The sequence below is a fragment of the Synechococcus sp. CC9605 genome (assembly GCF_000012625.1).
GTDB lineage: Bacteria > Cyanobacteriota > Cyanobacteriia > PCC-6307 > Cyanobiaceae > Parasynechococcus.
The window spans coordinates 2,316,950-2,335,673 of sequence record NC_007516.1; the positions used below are offsets into that span (position 1 = coordinate 2,316,950).

At 59.7% G+C, this 18,724-nt stretch carries 12 protein-coding genes and 1 pseudogene; 8 read left to right on the forward strand and 5 right to left on the reverse strand.

The genetic code is table 11. The annotated features are described in order from the left end of the window. Nucleotides 1-63: 63 nt before the first annotated feature. From SYNCC9605_RS12505 to ndk, 3 genes are all read right to left on the reverse strand, one after another. On the reverse strand, nucleotides 64-918 hold the full coding sequence (locus SYNCC9605_RS12505) for a class I SAM-dependent methyltransferase family protein (RefSeq protein WP_011365436.1): 855 nt from the start codon (nucleotides 916-918) through the stop codon (nucleotides 64-66). After that, on the reverse strand, nucleotides 919-1,395 hold the full coding sequence (locus SYNCC9605_RS12510; RefSeq protein WP_041435287.1) for a cyclic nucleotide-binding domain-containing protein: 477 nt from the start codon (nucleotides 1,393-1,395) through the stop codon (nucleotides 919-921). 161 nt (nucleotides 1,396-1,556) lie between these two features. Further along, nucleotides 1,557-2,012, reverse strand: coding sequence for a nucleoside-diphosphate kinase (gene ndk / locus SYNCC9605_RS12515; RefSeq protein WP_011365437.1), 456 nt, complete (start codon nucleotides 2,010-2,012; stop codon nucleotides 1,557-1,559). Between the two features lie 122 nt (nucleotides 2,013-2,134). Between ndk and speA the strand changes: the two genes are divergently transcribed. Continuing rightward, nucleotides 2,135-4,063 (forward strand): biosynthetic arginine decarboxylase, encoded by a 1,929-nt coding sequence (gene speA / locus SYNCC9605_RS12520; protein ID WP_011365438.1) that lies wholly within the window; start codon nucleotides 2,135-2,137, stop codon nucleotides 4,061-4,063. On the opposite strand, the gene SYNCC9605_RS12525 is transcribed toward speA, so the two are convergent. Beyond that, nucleotides 4,054-4,749 (reverse strand): Crp/Fnr family transcriptional regulator, encoded by a 696-nt coding sequence (locus SYNCC9605_RS12525; protein ID WP_011365439.1) that lies wholly within the window; start codon nucleotides 4,747-4,749, stop codon nucleotides 4,054-4,056. The two genes, speA and SYNCC9605_RS12525, sit on opposite strands and share 10 nt — an antisense overlap. Nucleotides 4,750-4,985: 236 nt before the next feature. Between SYNCC9605_RS12525 and SYNCC9605_RS12530 the strand changes: the two genes are divergently transcribed. From SYNCC9605_RS12530 to SYNCC9605_RS14165, 3 genes are all read left to right on the forward strand, one after another. Continuing rightward, entirely contained in the window at nucleotides 4,986-6,890 is a 1,905-nt protein-coding gene (locus SYNCC9605_RS12530; RefSeq protein WP_041435290.1) for a CHASE2 domain-containing protein, read from the forward strand. A gap of 44 nt (nucleotides 6,891-6,934) precedes the next feature. Beyond that, nucleotides 6,935-8,755, forward strand: coding sequence for a hypothetical protein (locus tag SYNCC9605_RS12535; RefSeq protein WP_198002458.1), 1,821 nt, complete (start codon nucleotides 6,935-6,937; stop codon nucleotides 8,753-8,755). Nucleotides 8,756-9,527: 772 nt separating this feature from the next. Further along, the gene (locus SYNCC9605_RS14165) at nucleotides 9,528-10,421 is read left to right on the forward strand and encodes a methylglyoxal synthase (RefSeq protein ID WP_011365442.1); all 894 of its coding nucleotides are present in this window, start codon (nucleotides 9,528-9,530) and stop codon (nucleotides 10,419-10,421) included. Nucleotides 10,422-10,483: 62 nt separating this feature from the next. Here the strand turns inward: SYNCC9605_RS14165 and alaS are convergent, their stop codons facing one another. Beyond that, a complete protein-coding gene (alaS, locus tag SYNCC9605_RS12545; RefSeq protein ID WP_011365443.1) occupies nucleotides 10,484-13,153 on the reverse strand; it encodes an alanine--tRNA ligase in 2,670 nt (889 codons plus the stop codon). A 25-nt stretch (nucleotides 13,154-13,178) separates the two neighbouring features. On the opposite strand from alaS, the gene SYNCC9605_RS12550 reads away from it, so the two are divergent. The 4 genes and pseudogenes from SYNCC9605_RS12550 (at nucleotide 13,179) to SYNCC9605_RS12565 (ending at nucleotide 18,172) form a co-directional block, all read left to right on the forward strand. Then, entirely contained in the window at nucleotides 13,179-13,595 is a 417-nt protein-coding gene (locus tag SYNCC9605_RS12550) for a hypothetical protein (RefSeq protein WP_011365444.1), read from the forward strand. Continuing rightward, complete coding sequence (locus tag SYNCC9605_RS12555; RefSeq protein ID WP_011365445.1) at nucleotides 13,592-16,789, forward strand: DEAD/DEAH box helicase; 3,198 nt, start codon at nucleotides 13,592-13,594, stop codon at nucleotides 16,787-16,789. Before SYNCC9605_RS12550 ends, SYNCC9605_RS12555 begins: the two co-directional genes overlap by 4 nt. Nucleotides 16,790-16,791: 2 nt before the next feature. Further along, a pseudogene (locus tag SYNCC9605_RS12560) lies at nucleotides 16,792-17,678 on the forward strand (SWIM zinc finger family protein). Nucleotides 17,679-17,692: 14 nt separating this feature from the next. Then, nucleotides 17,693-18,172 carry an MEKHLA domain-containing protein gene (locus tag SYNCC9605_RS12565; RefSeq protein ID WP_011365446.1) on the forward strand — a complete coding sequence of 160 codons (480 nt, stop codon included), beginning with the start codon at nucleotides 17,693-17,695 and terminating at the stop codon, nucleotides 18,170-18,172. Nucleotides 18,173-18,724: the final 552 nt, after the last annotated feature.

The following is an 18,724-nucleotide window of genomic DNA, read 5'->3' on the forward strand; positions in this document are numbered from 1 at the left end:
GCCCCATCGGTGTCGCCGATTGGTCCTGGTGATGGAGCAGGGATGGAGCCAATGCCTGGCTGCTCAACGCGTTGACACCGCAAATAGGTTGACGCCGGCCTCCTCCAAACGGCACTGCGTTGTGCCGGGAGCGAAGCCCGCAGCCTCCGCCAGCCGCTCCATGTCGCCTTCATCCCGATGGATGAGTCGCCAATCGAGCAGATGATCCATCAATACGCGCGTGGGGTTGCTGATGTGAAAATTGCCCAGGATGGAGCGCCCTCCTGGGGCCAGGCAGCCACGCATCCAGGTCTGCAAACGCGTAACAATTCGATCATCGAAGTAATCAATCAAGCCGATGGAATAGATCAGGTGCTGGGGTTCCAGCTCCAGCTGCTGACGGCCGATACAGAGATGCAGCAGGTTGCGGCGTTCCAAGCGCACCACCGACTCCAGCCCCTCGCGAATCAACCGCTCACGGACGAACTCCAGGGCCTGCTGATCCACATCCACGAGGGTTAAGCGCACCTGGGCAGGCAAATCGTGATTGTGCAAGAGGATGTCGAACACTTCCGCAGCCGGGCCGCAAGCCAAGCTTGTCACCCGTAAGGGCCTCTGATCCGTGAGGGTGAGAGCCCGCTGCAACTCCTCACGCAACAGCCCTCGCCGGTTGCGCACAGCCCGCGCCGCCGGCTGATTAAGAAAACATCGGTCCAGCAGAGTGCCCAATTCCCCTGCTCTGCCAGGCTCGTCGGCATACATCCAAGCAATCGTGAGGAAATCCCCCGCATAGCCCCTCGGCTTGCGGTACATCCGTTCTGCGGAGCGGGTCAGCAGCAGATAGGGCAGCAGTTCAAGGCGCAACGCCTGGAGGGCAGCAGTGTCAGGCGCCGGAGTCCCTCCCGAGAGTGGCGGAAACAGGCTGCCGGTCAGACACACCTAGGTGTCGAAGGCAGTCATCAAATCGCTTCTCAGCACTGGATCGGGGCTGCTGCGGCGTAGATCCACCTCCACCGCAGCCGCACATTGCTTAAAGCGCTGCACGGCCGCAGCCAAAGGTTCGGGCATCAACGAAGCAGCCCCGTGTCCGGCCACGCCGTCGCCCATTTGAGAGTGGGTCTGGAGCAACAAGCGCTGGGCATTGATGGCTGCCAGAGCTCGAAACAGCCTCTGCCCCTGGGCGGGATCTCCCTCCATCAAGGTATCAAGACCCTGGCGAGACAACCGCAGAGCGTCGACAGACTCCAGGGCAATCACACTGGCGCGCGCCACACCGTCGAGCAGATAAGAGATGTCACCGAGCACGCTGCCTGGACCCAAGAGCGGCCCCTGAGCATCAACCAAATCGGCCCATTGGGCCTGCACCACACCCGACGAAATCAGGAGCAAGCCATCGGCTCCCTCGCCTTCCTGCACCAGTCATTCTCCTGGAGCAAAGGTACAGGGCTGAACATCCGCGAATGCCTGATTCACCACCCCTTCGAGGGCCTGCAACAACAGCAGCGATTCAGCATTCAAAACAAAACCCCCGGGACTTCGTCCCGAGGGTATGCAGAGCAGAACGAACCGTCAGCCGATCAGCCTTCGACGCGCCAGCCCTGGTCGGAAGGGCTCCAGTCGTTCAGCTCGGAAGCTTGAAACCAGAGGCCGATTTCAAACTGGGCGGTTTCGGCAGCATCAGACCCGTGAATGACGTTGCGTCCGATATTGACCGCCAGGTCACCGCGAATGGTGCCGGGTTCAGCTTCTAGGGGCTTGGTGGCACCGATCAGCTTGCGGGCGCTGGCGATCACACCGTCGCCTTCCCACACCATGGCCACCACAGGGCCCGAAGTGATGAAGTCGACCAAACCAGCGAAGAAAGGACGCTCCTTATGCACGCCGTAATGCTGCTCAGCCAATGCCCGGCTGGGGGTGATCTGCTTCAAGCCCACCAGCTTGAAACCCTTGCGCTCAAAGCGGCCGAGGATTTCGCCCACCAGCCCGCGCTGGACACCATCGGGCTTGATGGCGATGAACGTGCGTTCGGCCATGGATTCGTGTAATCAAAAAGCGCCGCCATCGTCAACGCTGGCCACCCCGCTTGGCAAGCACAGGCCTTGGGCCGTGCGGGGAATGTCCCTAGATTCCGGCCATCCACTTCACGCAAACACAAGTGTCAGACAGCGAACACTGGTCGATTCAGGACAGTGCTGCGCTGTACGGCCTCGACCGCTGGGGCGATCCGTATTTTTCGATCAATGGGCGCGGACACATCAGTGTTCAACCCCAGGGAGATCGCGGCGGCAGCCTCGATCTGGTGGATCTGGTTTCAGAGCTGAAAAGCCGCAACCTGGCGCTGCCACTTCTGATTCGCTTCGACGACATCCTCGAAGACCGCTTGGAGCGGCTCCACGCCGCCTTTGAACGCGCCATCGCGCAGTACAGCTACGCCGGCCGGTACCAAGGCGTTTTTCCGGTGAAGTGCAACCAACAACGCCATGTTGTGGAGGAGTTGGTGAGCTGCGGCAAGCGCTGGAACTTTGGGCTGGAAGCAGGCAGCAAGGCGGAGTTGCTGATCGCCCTCTCACTGCTGGACGACCCCGAGGCGTTGTTGATCTGCAACGGCTACAAAGATCGGCTCTACATCGAGACCGCCATCCTGGCGCGACGTCTGGGACGGCAGCCGGTGGTGGTGATCGAACAGCCGGACGAAGTGGACCGGATCATTGAAGCCAGCAAGAGCCTGGGGGCAGCGCCCTACATCGGTGTGCGGGCCAAGCTCTCCAGCCGCAGCACGGGGCGCTGGGGCAGTTCGGTTGGCGACAAGGCCAAATTCGGCCTCTCCATTCCCGAGTTGCTGGCAACGGTGGAGCGGCTGCGGGACAACAATTTGCTCCAAGATCTGCGCTTGCTGCACTTCCACATCGGCAGCCAGATCAACGACATTGCCGTGCTTAAAGACGCTCTCCAAGAGGCGGGACAGATCTATGTGGAGCTGACCCGACTCGGGGCCCCGATGGGGTTCCTCGATGTGGGTGGTGGACTCGGCATCGACTACGACGGCAGCCGCACCGCGTCTGCAGCATCCACGAACTACTCGCTGCAGAACTACGCCAACGACGTTGTGGCCACGGTGCGGGAATGCTGCGAACCCAATGGTGTTGCGGTACCCACGCTGGTGAGCGAAAGCGGCCGTGCCATTGCCAGCCATTTCTCCCTGCTGGTGTTCGACGTTCTGGGAAGCAGCTCACTGCCGGCATCGGTTCCCAAAGCCAGCGGAGATGAACCACTGACCGTTCGCAACCTGCGGGACACCCTCGCCACGATTCAGGAGTTATCGGCAACCACGGATGCGCAGTTGGTGCGGCTGCAGGAAGCCTGGAACGACGCCTTGAAGTTCAAGCAGGATGCGCTGGCCGCATTCCGGCTCGGTTACATGAGTCTGCCCGACCGCGCCACCGCTGAACAACTGACGTGGGCCTGTGCCGATGGGATTGCCCAGCGACTGCCCCAGGATCAAGCCATTCCTGAGGAGCTCGCAGCCCTCAACAAGGCTCTGGCTGGAACGTATTACGCCAACTTGTCGATCTTTCGTTCAGCACCAGACACCTGGGCCATCGATCAACTGTTTCCGGTGGTGCCCATCCAGCAGCTGGATCAACGACCGACCCGACTGGCCAACCTCGCCGACCTCACCTGCGATTCCGATGGACGCCTCGATCGCTTCATCGGAGACGGACAACCAAAGCAACTTTTGGAGCTCCACGAGCTCGACGGTGACAACCTTTATCTGATCGGCTTGTTCCTCAGCGGGGCGTACCAAGAGGTGATGGGCAATCTGCACAACCTGTTTGGCACCACCAATGCCGTGCACATTCGCCTCAGTCCAGGAGGGAGCTATCGCATTGACCACGTGGTGCGGGGCGACACCAATGCCGATGTGCTGGAGGCCATGGAGCACGACCCCCGTACCTTGCTGGAGCGCTTGCGGGTGGCGGCGGAAGCGGCCATCAACAACGGCCAGCTCCGCATCGATGAGTCAAGACGTCTGCTGGATCACCTCGAAAGCAGCCTGCGACAAACGACCTACCTTCAAGACTGAGGCAACAGCCCCCGCTTCACGAGTGGCTTGAGATCCGCCAGCTGCAAGCCGCCTTCATCCGTCACGATCACTGTGCCCCGCGTTCGCAGCTTGCTGAGCGTTCTGGAAGCTGTTTCTCGGGCCAAACCTGCGATCAGAGCAATCTCCTTCTGCGCCAGTGGTGGGATCACGGCGGTGGGCTGCGCCTCAGGCCCGGACTTACGCGCCAGATAAGCGAGGGCGTCGAGCAATCGTGTTGTGGCATCAGCACTCTGCAAAGCAAAGCGCTGATTCAAATCACGCAGACGAGAGGCCTCTAAACGAGCCAAGGCGAGGGCAAAGTTCGCCTGCTGCTGCAACAGAGTTGCAAATGGTGCCGAGCGAAGCTTGACCAAATGCAGTGGCGTCAGAGCGACTACATCAGCGGAGCGAGCCGAGCCATCGAGAACGGCCATCTCGCCGAATACATCGCCATCCCCGAGCAACGACATCACCACCTCGTCGCCATCAGCGGTGTAGGTACGCACCTTGGCCAAACCGGATCGAAGCAGAAAAACTGACTCGCCCCAGTCCTGCTCCATAACAATCAGCTGATCCGCCTGATGGCTCGTCTCACGATGTCGATCCAGAAGAAGCATGCGCTGCTCATCAGCCAAGTCGGCGAACAAAGAAGTGGAGGCGAGGTCCTCGGGGGTGAGCGCAGACATGATTCAGAAATGAAATGCGGGTACGACGCGACAAGCACCAACATCAGGATGGCCATTTATCTACAGAAGTAGATCGCACACCAACAGCTCTGACAACACATCCGCAAGCCATCTTGAAGTGACGTGCTCTTTCAACAGGCCGCTCCCACTGAACGGCTGCTGTCTATGCCAATGAACTCTCAAGTGGAATGGCATTGAACGGGAATCACCTCCACAGTGCAAGTCTCAGAAAAGCCATGAAACGGTCACACCATTTCGAATGGATTCGACGTTTTGGCCCAACGCTGCTGCTCAGCGGATTGGTCCTCACGGTCGGGGGAGTCGGTAAGGAGCGGTTAAGCCAACTTGACCTGCGCTTTGCTGACTGGGTCCAAGAAACCCGAGGGCCCCGAAATGCACCAAAAGGAGTGGTGATCGTTGCGATCGACGACTTCAGCCTTCAGCAAGCTGCCAACGCCGACCTGAGCCGTGACCCTCTGCTCCAAAACCTGAACCAATGGCCTTGGCCAAGGAGGGTGCACGTGAAAGTGTTGGAACGTCTGTTTGAAGCAGGCGCTTCCGCCGTTGGATTTGACCTGCTGTTCGAAGCACCCAGCAGCCACGGAACAGACGACGATGCAGCATTCGCCGGTGCATTGAGGCGCTATCGCGACCGCGTGGCACTTGGTGTGCAGGTGTTGAGCGGCCGGGGCCCCGTGGCAAGCATGTCCTTGCTGGACCTGACTCCCGCCCTACAACCAGCTGACCAATCACTGAACCGAGGGCTTCTCAATGGATCTCCAGATCCAGACGGTGTGATTCGTCGGCGGCCTGGACACAGTGCAGCGGAGATGCGCCAGCACCTGGGTTCCTCCGTCCCCGATGGACTGGCCAAGACCTTGCTCGAACTTGCCAACGCTGACATCAATCTCGACGACAAACTCTTGGATCTGTTGGATCCCTACGGACCTCCTGGAACGATTCCAACCATCTCGATCTGGGAACTTCTCGACGCCAACGCCTTCCTCACGATCAAGAAAAGCGGCGTGCTCAGGGATGCCACGGTGCTCGTGGGACCGACAGCAGCCGTGTTTCAAGACCTCCATCCAGCCGTCTTCTCAGGTGCACAAGGTATGCCGGGCGTGGAATTGCATGCCACCGAGGTCGCCAACCGACTGGAAGATCGCTCACTTCGCTGGATACCTGCTCCACCGGGCTGGAATCTTGCGATGGCGCTTCTGGTGCTCGTTGCAGGCATCTCCACATCGCGCCAGGAGCGGCCTCTGCCAAGACTTGGAGTCCTGTTGGCAGCCTCCGGTGTCCTCGTGACAGCAGGTGCCTGGCTGATTGCCTGGGGCGGCCTCCTGCTACCAGTGCTGGGGCCTACGGTGTGCCTGATCCTGACCGGGATTGTCTCCAGCGCCGACGCCACCCTTCGACTCCAGTGGCAACGGCGACGTTTGCGCCGAACGCTGGGTCGTTATCTCTCTCCCGCAGTCGCAGCCGAGATCGCCGACCAGCCAGAAGAAGCCGATGAACTGCTGGGTGGGAAGTTGATGGATGTAGTAGTTCTGATGAGCGACATTCGTGGCTTTACAACGTTCACCCAGGAGATGACCCAACGAGGTGATGTGAAAGGACTGGTTGATCGACTCAACACCTACTTCAGCGAGGTGGTGGACGCCGTACATTCGCAGGGAGGAACCGTTGATAAATTCGTTGGGGATGCTGTTCTTGCGGTGTTTGGAGCGCCGCTACAAAAAACAAGCAGCACCAACGTGATTGCTGGAGTCAAAACGGCGATAACCCTTCAGCAGCGCCTCGCCGCTCTAAATCGCACCTGGGTCTCTCAAGGGCAATCACCATGGAAGCAAGTGGTGGTGCTCAGCTATGGCTGGGTTGTGAGCGGCAACATTGGCTGCTCCAGCCGCATGGATTACACCGTCATCGGCGATGCCGTCAACACAGCCAGCCGATTGGAGGCGATTGCCAAGCAATGCGGCCAGTCGATTGTGATGAGTGCTGCGGTGGCAGAACATCTACCCAGTGATTGGCGTGTGCAGAACCTGGGCACCTTTCCAATACGTGGGCAAGGCCAGCAACAGGTGTTCGCACTAAAAACTGACACCGCGGAGGTCACCCGACAGGACACAGATCTGTAAGACGAATCTGTGGTCAACGGTTGGTGTTCGTGTACAGAAAGTTGTTGGCTATCGCTTGCGCGGCGTCTCTGTTTCCTGCAGCAGCGGTAGCAACTCCGTTCAACAATGCCACAATTCGACGGATCATCGATGGCACAGAAGTGTTCATCGACCAACAACCGGCAACGGTTGATGACATCGCAGACCGTGGCCAGGAACTGAGCACCGGCAGCAGCAGGGCCGAAGTGCTGTTTGACCGACGGGCACTCGGCTTTCTGGGAAACAACAGCCTGATCCGTCTAGGGGAAGACTGCTTTCGCCTGGATCGCGGTCAGGTGCTGGTCAACGGCCCTCAGAACAGTTGTCTGGGAACAAAAGTGCTGGGAATCCGGGGCACCACCTACGTTCTGAGCGTCCGAGAAGACGGAAACTATGACCTCGCAGTGCTGAGTGGTGAAGCAACGGTGGGTGATGCCCTGGAAACACCAGCCAGCCTGAGCAGCACTGACATCCTCTCGTTGTACCCCACCTTGAACCCAGTGATCGGCTTCGGTGCAAGCAGCTGGGGCAGCAACAGTTCTGGAAGTGCCTTGGGGGAGGCTGCAGGCCTCATCCTTGGCGACGCCTCAGTGTTCGTCCCGCTCAGCCAGAACTTGGGCAGCACGCTTCTCTACAGCTACTCAACGGCCAGCAGCAACTTTGATGGTGCTTGGGGCGCAAGTACAGAACTGGGATACAAGTGGTTCAACCCCGATGACCGCAGCATCAGCTCCCTGTTGATTGGCTACGACGGCTGGGATGGACCTGGATGTTTCCACTCTCAGCTCGCGGTGGGAGGCCAGTGGCAGAAAGATCGCTGGCAGTTCGGCGTTACGGGAGGCATCCCTCTGGATCAGTGCGCGAACAAGCTGGGATTCGCCATCGGCCAGGTCGGCATCCCCGTGGCTGATCTGGGCGACCAATCCATCACCCTGTCACTCTCGCCCTACGTGCTCCACGGCACAGGTGATTCCTATGGCGGTGGACGGGTCGGCTTGAATGTACCTGTCGGCGACCAAGTAACCCTGTCCGCCTACGGTCAATACGACAAGCTGCTCGACACAGTGGTGGGCGGTCAGGTCAACTATCGATTCGCCACGAATGGAGGGTTTGTCAACGACCCGAACCTTCGCGCCAAAACACCCGCATCACCCGCACCATGGCAAGCCGGCGAATTCAACACCGGCAGGGCGACACAAGTGGCCCTCAATCAAGATCGAGGCCAGACATTCTCACAACCGACATCTGAAGCAACAACGATCTCGAGCACTAACCTCAACAACTTGATCAGCAATGCCGACGCCATCATTCGCCTGAAAGCTGGTGAAGAGGCGAGATTCAGCCCAGATGGAACACTGCTGAGTCAACAGATGATGAGCAAAGAACGCTTCTCTCAGTTGATCATCGAGACCATGGGCGGGCAGAACCTCCTGCCAGAAAGCCATGTAATCAACCTGATCTACCAACAGCTTTATGGGCTACCTAACCGCACCTTGCTGGCCATCCTGGGCTCTGACTGGTTGATTGAAGCAAGAACTCCGTATCCACGACTTCGCGGCGCCAACAATCTCGTTGTCCCTGACAACAAACTTCCCAAAAAAGAGAACAAAGCAGACGAAGACTTAGAAGAAAAAGACAATCCCACAACAAATTCAGTCAAAGAATCTAAACCTGCGCCCAAACCCGCGCCTAAACCTGCGCCTAAACCTGCGCCAAAACCTGCGCCAAAACCTGCGCCAAAACCTGCGCCAAAACCTGCGCCTAAACCTGCGCCAAAACCTGCGCCTAAACCTGCGCCAAAACCTGCGCCTAAACCTGCGCCTAAACCCACCCCAAAACTCGAATAAAAATTTCTAAGCACTAATTCAAAATTTTTATTTTCAAACCTGATGCATCACAATAGACGCTTCTAAATAAGCACTCTAAGCGCCACGACTAAAATCAGCGTCGGCTTATCAGCAGCAACAAATGAACTTTATGCTGAAATTAAGCAGCAAATAACTCTCAGACATCCCTTGAGGCCACAACCGATGCGGCCCAAAAAATCTGGACTAAAAGAAAATCCCCCTCCAAACAGCTGAATGAAAATTCAAATTGAGAGATTTTTAATTTAGCAAATATCAGGCAAACCCTTCAAAAGACGACCAGATAAATAGTATTAAGCATACTGGCAAAAGCAGCAACTATTAGCCGAAAGAAGCATACGACCAAGCCAAATTTTTTACCAAAAATGTTATGCTATTTTCTCGCGACTACAACCTAATGAGAACTATAAATGCATAAATTTTAGATACTCATCACTTCTCTCACTACAATCTAGTCCCAAAACAAATCAAGCCTAAGTGAACACTCCACCAATCACAGTCTAATCGAGACCAACGGATCCAGAACTCTTGTCGGTGATCATTGCCTTACCGCAAGTTAGAACCAGTAGTGCTTTAACTAAGCCTTCAAGATCTGAAAGACAACAATCAAAAGGGCACAACTTCTCCGAACCTACTTGGTAAGTTTTGGACCACTCCCTACAGGCCGATGCAATCCACACCATCAGGACGCTCCAACAAACAACAAGATTGATAGGAAAAAAGGCCTTAAAGTGAGGAAAATGTCGCTTCAGACATGAATCGCAACGCACTGATCGAAATTCTTCAGCAGGAAGGCAACCTGAAGCATTGCTTCAGCCACGATGAGATTGAAAGACTCGCTGAGCATCTATCCATCGAGACAGTTCAAGCAGAAACAGTTTTGATGAAAAAAGGGGAACCCTCCTGCAGCATGGTGTTCATCCTGGATGGACTGGTTCAGGTCATTGACGGAGATCGACAACTCGCTATTGAAAAACCAGGCTCAATAGTTGGGGAAAGTCTTTTTTCTGACGAGGCAACACGCACTGCAGATACTCGAACTATCGAACAGACAACGGTTGGACGATTTTCAGTTCACGACTTCGAAGACCTTCTCAACAAAAACCAGCCACTTGCCCTGAAATTCAGAGAATACTTTCGAACCATCACACGCGCACGTCAACAGCAGAAAGCCGCAGAAAACTACACCGATACACGCAAATATTTGGCACTGATTGCCCATAACAACATGAAGGAAAGCTTGATGGAATTTTGCGGCATGCACAGCAGAAAATTGGAAAAATTTCCACTCATGGCAACGGGTACGACCGGAAGCATGCTCTACAAAAAAACAGGTCTTGTCCTGAGCAAAAAAGTGGCTTCGGGACCTCTTGGTGGCGACCAAGCTGTTGGCACGCTCATCTCAACGCGAAACATTATTGGCGTGATTTTTTTCAGAGACCCACTCTCACCACATCCTCACCATGCCGACATTGAAGCCCTAGGGCGCCTTTGCGATGTCTATCAGGTTCCGTTTGCCACTAATCCACAAAGTGGAGAAGCCATTCTCGACTATCTACTTTCAGGAAAATCTGAGCGTGAGTCAATCCCCAACCACGTGCTTCAGACCTATATTCAAGGCCAGACAAAGGTGGTTGAAGCGGGATAAAGTATTTGTTTTTGCGTTCAGGGTGTGTATTCAATGAAGATTAATAAAGGCGTGGGGGAGAATCACAAAGCACGAAAGGCCGACGTCAGCTCAGCTTGAGCTGCATCAAGAGCACCAGGCAGGGCAGCACCATCACGACCGCCGGCCTGGGCCAGGTTCGGGCGTCCACCACCGCCACCACCGCACTGTTTGGCGATCCCGCCGATGAACTTGCCGGCCTGAAGCTTGGCGGCGATCACCTGCTGGCCAAAGGCGGCCACCAGGATCACCTTGCCCATGTCGCCGGGATCCGGCAGACCGCCGATCACCACGGCAGCACCATCCCCCAGCTGATCCGCCAGGCTCTGGGCTGCGCCCTGCAAACCGGCGCCATCCACACCATCAAGGCGTTCCACCAGCAGTTGGAAGTCGCCCACGGCCTCGGCCTTTGCGGCCAGAGCACCGGCCTTGGCCACCGCCAGTTCCGCCTGAGCCGCGGCCAGCGCCTTGCCGGTGGCCTTGAGCTCCTCCTGAAGGGCCGCCACACGATCCACGATCTCGGCCGGCTGGGCCTTGAAGCGATCCCCCAGCTGCTTCACCACCACATCGCGCTCGTTCAGATAAGCGAGCACGGCAGGACCAGCGACGGCTTCGATCCGACGGATGCCGGCCGCCACGCCACTTTCCGCCACGATCTTGAACAGGCCGATCTCCGCGGTGTTGGTGACGTGGGTGCCGCCGCAGAGCTCCATCGACACACCGGGCACGTCGACCACCCGCACCACATCGGCGTATTTCTCACCGAACATCGCCACCGCACCGGCCGCTTTGGCCTGATCAATCGCCATCTCCTGCACCTGCAGCGCATGGGCTTCGTTGATCCAGCCGTTGATCAGGGTTTCAACCTGCTGCAACTGATCCGGCGTCACCGCCGTGGGGCAGTGGAAGTCGAAGCGCAGGCGATCGAAATCCACCAGTGATCCGGCCTGGCCGATGCCTGGATCCACCACCTGCTTGAGCGCAGCCTGCAGCAGGTGGGTGGCTGTGTGATTCGCCTGGGCCCGACGCCGGCAGGCGCGGTCCACCTGAGCTTTCACGGTGTCGCCCAGGGCGAGCTCACCCCGTTCCACCCGCCCGGCATGGACGAAGACGTCGCGACTGCGGCTCACCGACTCAATCCGAACGATCAAATCACTGCCCGCCAGCACCCCACGATCGCCCACCTGACCGCCGCCCTCTCCATAGAACGGCGTGGTGTCGAGCACCACCTGAACCGCATCGCCCGCCTTAGCGGTGGTGGATGGTCCACCGTTCACCACCAACGCCTGCACGCAGGAGGCGTGATCGAGGGCTTCATACCCCTCGAAACAGGTGGCCGCCTGATCCGCCACCACCTGGTCGATTGCATCCTGCAGGGTGAGATCGATGCTCACCGCGGCCGCCTTGGCGCGCTGACGCTGCTCCTCCATTGCCGCCTCGAACCCATCGAGGTCAACGGCCAGGCCCTGCTCCTCCGCGATCTCCTGGGTGAGCTCCAGCGGAAAGCCATAGGTGTCGTACAGCTCAAAGGCCTGGGCACCGCTGATCTGGGTGGGCTTGGAGGCCAGCACCTCCGCCAGCAACTTCTCGCCGCGCTCGAGGGTCTCAAGGAAGCGGGCTTCCTCCCGCTGGAGCTCGGCCAGGATCACCTCCTGACGCTCGATCACGCTGGGGTGAGCCCCCTTCAGCAGGGCGATCGCTGCCTCGCCCATTGTGACGAGGAAGGGTTTGTCGATGCCCAGCAGGCGGCCATGGCGCACCACCCGGCGCAGCAAGCGCCGCAGGATGTAGCCGCGGCCGAGGTTGCTGGCGGTGACGCCATCGCAGATCAGCTGCGTCACCGCACGGCTGTGATCGCCGATCACCTTCAACGACGTCTTGCCCTTGTCGTTGAGTTGGTGGTAATCAACCCCCGCCAGATCGGCGGCCGCTTGGATCAGCGGAAAGATCAGATCGGTTTCGTAATTATTGGGAACCTTCTGAAGGATCTGGGCCATCCGCTCAAGGCCCATGCCGGTGTCGATGTTGCGGTTGGCCAGCGGCGTGAGGGTGCCCTCCGCGTCGCGGTTGTACTGCATGAACACCAAGTTGTAGAACTCGATGAACCGGTCGTCGTCTTCGAGATCGATGTCCTCATCCCCGAGCTCGGGCTTGAAGTCGTAATAGATCTCCGAGCAGGGGCCACAGGGGCCGGTGGGGCCCGACGCCCAGAAGTTGTCGGCCTCATCCATGCGGATGATCCGCTTGGGGTTCACCCCCACCACATCACGCCAGATCAGCTCGGCTTCGTCGTCTTCCCGGAAGACGCTCACCACCAGGTTCTTGGGATCGATGCCATAGACGCCGGTGCTGAGCTCCCAAGCCCACTCAATCGCCCGTTGCTTGAAGTAGTCCCCAAACGAGAAGTTGCCGAGCATCTCGAAGAAGGTGTGATGCCGGGCCGTGCGCCCCACGTTCTCGATGTCGTTGGTGCGGATGCACTTCTGCGAGCTTGTGGCCCGTGGCGCAGGTCGCTCCTGCTGGCCGAGGAACACTGGCTTGAACGGCAGCATTCCAGCAATGGTGAGCAGCACCGTTGGGTCGTCGGGAATCAACGAGGCACTGGCCATCCGCTTGTGGCCGCGCTCGGCGTAGAAGTTGAGGAACGCTTCACGGATCTCCTCCCCACTGCGCGGTGCAGACGCTGCAGAAGACGACGATGCGACGGCAACCATGACAGGAAAGGGGGATCCTGCCGTCATGATCGCCTTTGAACCGCCGGCGCCCTTGGCCGTTCCACCCAGTGATCCCGAGATTCGCCAGCGACTGCGGCTGCAGTCGATCGGCTGGGCGCTGGCTGCCGGCATCAGTGCTGGGCTGCTGAGCTTGCCCTGGGGTCTGGAAGCTGCGGTGCGTTCCGGCGGTTGCGGTCTCTTCTACGGCCTGCTGGCCTTCCATCTGCAACGGGTGGATCCCGATGACGGGCATCTGCAGGCGGGTCTAGTGGGGGCGGTCTGCGGGTTGCGCAGCCTCGGCATGCCCCTACCCCTTGACAACTGGCAGGTCGATGGCCTGACATCATTACTACTGGAGCTTCTTCAGGCCTGGCTGCCGTTGATCGGCAGTGCTCTCCTGCTCCACGGCACCCTCCGCTTCCTGCCCGCGTCGCGGCCATGAGCCTGCTGCACGCCACCTGGCTTCCCGCCATCCGCACCTCCAGCAGTTCCGGTCAACCGGCACTGCTCGTTTGGGCTGACACCTGGCGGGTGGCCACACCGGAAGGCCCGGGCCTTACCCCAGCGCTGCACCCCTTCACCCTAAGCCATGAAGACCTCAGGGCCTGGCTGAGCGAACGCGACCTCTTGCCCGGCGGCTGCATCGATGCCACGGCGTGCCTCACCCTGCCGAGCCGCACGGTGAAGCTGCGCAAAAGCCGCAGCACAAAAGAGGAGCCAACACCGGAACCACCGGGTTGGACCGGGCTACCGATGCAGGCCGGCGAACCGATCCCCAAGCAAACCGAATGGTGGCCCTGGCAGGTGCAGGGGCTCGCGGTGGAACCGTCGGCAGCCACGGAGTGGCTGTCCCGATTGCCGCTCTCCGGCACCAATCCAGACCTGGCTGATGAACTGCGCTGGTGGAGCCATCTGCAGCGCTGGGCCTTGAGTCTGGTGGCCCGGGGCCGCTGGATTCCCCAGATGGAGTTCAGCAAAGGGGAGGGCTATCCCCATCGGGCCCGTTGGGTGCCGCTTCTCAACCGGGAAGAAGACCGGCGCCGGCTGGAGGATCTGGCGGCCAGCCTGCCGCTGGTGGCCACCTGCGCCTTGCCCTGGCGGGAACCCCTGGGGCGCCGCAGCAACCGCACCACCCGGTTACGACCGGAGGCGATGCGAGCCGCCAACCCTGTGGCCAGCTGCCGGCCCCGCAGCGGACGCCTGCGGGTGGCGACGCTGCTGGAAGATCTAGTGGACGCGCAGCTGCGCAAGGACTTTGAACCCTCCACCGATGGGCTTGATCCCCTGCTGACCCTCTGGCAGGAGGCCCTGGGGTCGGAGACCGGGGTGATCGAGATCGGCGATGAAGAGGCCGAACGCCTGGCCACCGCCAGCCATCACTGGCGGGAGGGCATCGCCGGCGATTTTGCTGCGGCCCGCACCTGCCTTGAACTGCACACCCCACCGGATGGGGAGGATCTCTGGGAGCTGCGCTTCGGGCTGCAGGCGGAAGCTGACCCCAGCCTGAAGCTCCCGGCCGCCGCGGCCTGGGCGGCTGGTGCGGAACCGCTACAGCTTGGAGAGATCCGGGTGGACCAACCGGGTGAAGTGCTGCTGGAAGGCATGGGCCGCGCCCTGAGCGTGTTTCCGGCAATTGAGCGGGGTCTGGAGAGCGCCACACCTGAAACGATGCAGCTCACCCCGGCCGAGGCCTTCGTGCTGGTGCGCACGGCCGCCCGGCAGCTGCGGGATGCCGGCGTGGGAGTGGAGCTGCCGCCCAGCCTCTCCGGTGGCCTGGCCAGCCGACTGGGCCTGTCGATCAAAGCGGAACTGCCCGAACGCTCGAGCGGTTTCACGTTGGGTGAGTGTCTGGCCTGGGAGTGGGATCTGATGATCGGCGGGGTGACGCTCACCCTGCGGGAATTGGAGCGCCTGAGCGGCAAGCGCAGCCCCCTGGTGCGCCACAAGGGGGCCTGGATCGAACTGCGGCCCAACGACCTCAAAAATGCCGAACGCTTCTGTGGGGCGAAACCTGAACTGAGCCTCGACGACGCGCTGCGGCTGACGGGGACGGAAGGGGAACTGTTGATGCGGATGCCGGTGCACCGCTTCGACGCCGGCCCACGGCTGCAATCGGTGTTGCAGCAATACCACCAGCAGAAGGCCCCCGACCCCTTGCCGGCCCCGGAAGGATTCAGCGGGCAGCTGCGGCCTTATCAGGAGCGGGGCCTCGGCTGGCTCGCCTTCCTGCACCGCTTCGATCAAGGGGCCTGTCTAGCTGACGACATGGGCTTGGGCAAAACCATTCAGTTGCTAGCGTTCCTGCAGCACCTCAAAGCGGAGCAAGAACTGAAACGCCCGGTGCTGCTGGTGGCCCCCACATCGGTGCTCACCAACTGGCGACGGGAGGCGGAATCGTTCACTCCAGAGTTGAAGGTCACCGAGCATTACGGGCCTCGCCGGCCCTCCACACCCGCCGAACTCAAAAAAGCGTTGAAGGAGGTGGATCTGGTGCTCACCAGCTACGGGCTGCTGCAGCGTGACAGCGAACTGCTGGAAACCCAGGACTGGCAGGGGGTGGTGATTGACGAAGCCCAGGCGATCAAGAACCCTGGCGCCAAACAGAGCCAAGCCGCCCGGGATCTGGCCCGCACCGGCCGCATCAAGAGCAACCGCTTCCGCATCGCACTCACCGGCACCCCCGTGGAAAACCGGGTGAGCGAACTGTGGGCCTTGATGGACTTCCTCAACCCAAAGGTGCTTGGGGAAGAAGACTTCTTCCGCCAGCGCTATCGGATGCCGATTGAGCGCTACGGCGACATGTCGTCCCTGCGGGACCTGAAAGGCCGCGTGGGTCCGTTCATCCTGCGCCGGCTGAAAACCGACAAGACGATCATTTCCGACCTGCCTGAAAAGGTGGAGCTGAGCGAATGGGTGGGGCTGAGCAAGGAGCAGAAATCTCTGTACAGCAAGACCGTGGAAGACACCCTCGATGCCATTGCCCGGGCGCCGCGCGGGCAGCGCCACGGGCAGGTGCTGGCCCTGCTCACCCGGCTGAAACAGATCTGCAACCATCCCGCCCTGGCCCTGAGCGAAGGGGCCGTGGACGATGGCTTCCTGGGCCGTTCGGCCAAGCTGCAGCGGCTGGAGGAGATCCTCGATGAGGTGATCGAAGCGGGCGATCGGGCCCTGCTGTTCACCCAGTTCGCCGAATGGGGGCATTTGCTAAGGGCCTGGATGCAGCAGCGCTGGAAATCAGAAGTGCCCTTCCTGCACGGCGGCACCCGCAAGAACGAACGCCAGGCGATGGTGGATCGCTTCCAGGAGGATCCCCGCGGTCCACAGCTGTTCCTGCTCTCGCTCAAGGCCGGTGGTGTGGGCCTCAACCTCACGCGGGCCAGCCATGTGTTCCACATCGATCGCTGGTGGAACCCTGCCGTGGAAAACCAGGCCACCGACCGGGCCTATCGGATCGGCCAAACGAACCGAGTGATGGTTCATAAATTCATCACCAGCGGTTCGGTGGAGGAAAAAATCGATCGCATGATCCGCGAGAAATCACGCCTGGCCGAAGATGTGATCGGCTCCGGCGAAGATTGGCTGGGAAGCCTCGGTGGCGATCAATTGCGCGATCTCGTTTCTTTGGAGGACACCTGACCATGACCCTCACCAACGTCAGCTCCAACGGCAGCACCGCCATCGGCGACGACGGCCTAGGCCAACAGCCCTGGTGGGTTGAGCAATGGATGGAGCTGATCAACGGCTACCGCTTCAAGAAACGGCTGGAGCGGGCCTGGGGCTACGCCCGCGAGGGCCATGTGACCTCGATCCGCTTCGAAGGCCGCCGTTGCATGCCCGCGTCCAGGGCACCGATGAAGCGCCTTACAAGGTGAAGCTCTGGCTGGACGTGCTCAACGATGAGGACTGGGGCTATGTGCTGGAAGCCCTAGCCCAGAAAGCACGCTGGTCGGCCCAATTGCTGGCGGGGATCATGCCCTCCGACATCGAGCGGGCCTTCGCCGCCAGCGGCAAGCGCCTGTTCCCGTTCAAGCTGCAGGAGGTGCGCAGCGAATGCACCTGTCCAGACAAAGCCAACCCCTGCAAACACATCAGCGCGGTGTATTTCCTGATGGGGGATCGCTTCAGTGAAGATCCCTTCGTGCTGTTCCAACTGCGGGGCCGCAACCGGGCCAGGCTGCTGGAAGACCTGGCGGAGTACCGACGCAAAGCCCTCGCGGACTTAGCCCAACAAGCGAAGGAAAAAACAAACAGCAACATCGCCAGTAAAGCCACTCCTTTACCCCCCCATGCAGCCGTTCAAGACCCGGCTCTGTGGTGGCGCTACAACCGCAGCCTCGATGGCGACCTGGTGGTGATCACCCCAGCCATGGATGGCGACACGGGCCTCGATGCTGCCGGAGAGCTACCGCTGGCGGAGGACCCACGCTTCGCCGATGCGCGCAGCACCTTCCTCAGCAACCTGAAGGCCCATGGCCAGGCCAGTGCCCAGAAGGCGATGCTGCAGGCCATGGCAGCGGGCAGCTGAAGCGGAGTGGCGCCATGGCCTGCGAAGCCGCCTGGCTCACCACCGACCAACAAGAGCTCGCCGGAGTGCTGCTGCAATCGCATCAACGGGCCTTCAGCAGGCCGCTGATCGCCACACACCAACCGGGTCACTCAAAGCGGCTGATCTGCCAGAACCTGTTCGCCTGCGGCTTTCCGGTGCTGGCCCACGGCACGGAGCAGGATCCCGAGCTCAGTTACGCCAACGCTGCGGCTCTGCAGCTGTGGGACAGCCAATGGGATGAACTGATCGGCATGCCCTCATGGCTCACCGCCCCGGACAGCGAACGGGCGGAACGCAGCAGCGCACTGAGCCAGGCCAAGCGCCTCGATGCAGTGCAGAACTACCGCGGCATTCGAATTAGCCGCAAAGGGCGGCGATTCATGATCAACAAGGCCCGGATCTGGACCCTCTGGGATGCAGAAGAACGGGTCTGCGGCCAGGCGGCCTGCTTCAGCGACTGGTGGTGGCTTTAAAAACAATGAGAAGCGAAAGGAAAGGGTCCACCCGATCCAGTACCGGTACTTGTCACTTCACTAGTCGAACAGTTCACGCGATGGCACCGCAGCGGGAACAACCAATCACCCGTCTGACGATCCAAACCCCAAGCCGAATCCTCAGGCAGCACCACCCCCCGCCTGTTATGACGACCGCCATATCAATAGCCTGGCCAACTTCAAGTAATGAGAAGCCATGACCGTCGGCGACATCAAAACAGCAACAGGTAAGGCGGCGCAGCCAAAGACAAGCATCTCAAACAGATTGAATAGATAAATTTCTAGCCTTACAAATCCAAGGGCATGGCGCGAGAAGAGACAATACAACGAGACCCATCCAAGAAGAAAATTCAACTCGTAATTAACTAGCCCTTAAAGATAATTCAGCCAAGAATCAAATTACACAGAGGTTACAAAAACCTCCGAATCAATGAAGAAAGCCAGGCATAACAGGCCGCGATCATCGTGAATCCATGCGCAAGCCAACATGGTGGACAAGATCAAAAGGCCCAAAGCTGAGCATCAATCGAC

Excerpts from the sequence above, each read along its gene's own strand:
- ndk (WP_011365437.1), bottom strand. The coding sequence starts at position 2,012 with ATGGCCGAACGCACGTTCATCGCCATCAAGCCCGATGGTGTCCAGCGC.
- SYNCC9605_RS12525 (WP_011365439.1), bottom strand. The coding sequence starts at position 4,749 with ATGTCTGCGCTCACCCCCGAGGACCTCGCCTCCACTTCTTTGTTCGCC.
- SYNCC9605_RS12530 (WP_041435290.1), top strand. The coding sequence starts at position 4,986 with ATGAAACGGTCACACCATTTCGAATGGATTCGACGTTTTGGCCCAACG.
- SYNCC9605_RS14165 (WP_011365442.1), top strand. The coding sequence starts at position 9,528 with ATGAATCGCAACGCACTGATCGAAATTCTTCAGCAGGAAGGCAACCTG.
- alaS (WP_011365443.1), bottom strand. The coding sequence starts at position 13,153 with ATGGTTGCCGTCGCATCGTCGTCTTCTGCAGCGTCTGCACCGCGCAGT.
- SYNCC9605_RS12550 (WP_011365444.1), top strand. The coding sequence starts at position 13,179 with ATGATCGCCTTTGAACCGCCGGCGCCCTTGGCCGTTCCACCCAGTGAT.
- SYNCC9605_RS12555 (WP_011365445.1), top strand. The coding sequence starts at position 13,592 with ATGAGCCTGCTGCACGCCACCTGGCTTCCCGCCATCCGCACCTCCAGC.
- SYNCC9605_RS12565 (WP_011365446.1), top strand. The coding sequence starts at position 17,693 with ATGGCCTGCGAAGCCGCCTGGCTCACCACCGACCAACAAGAGCTCGCC.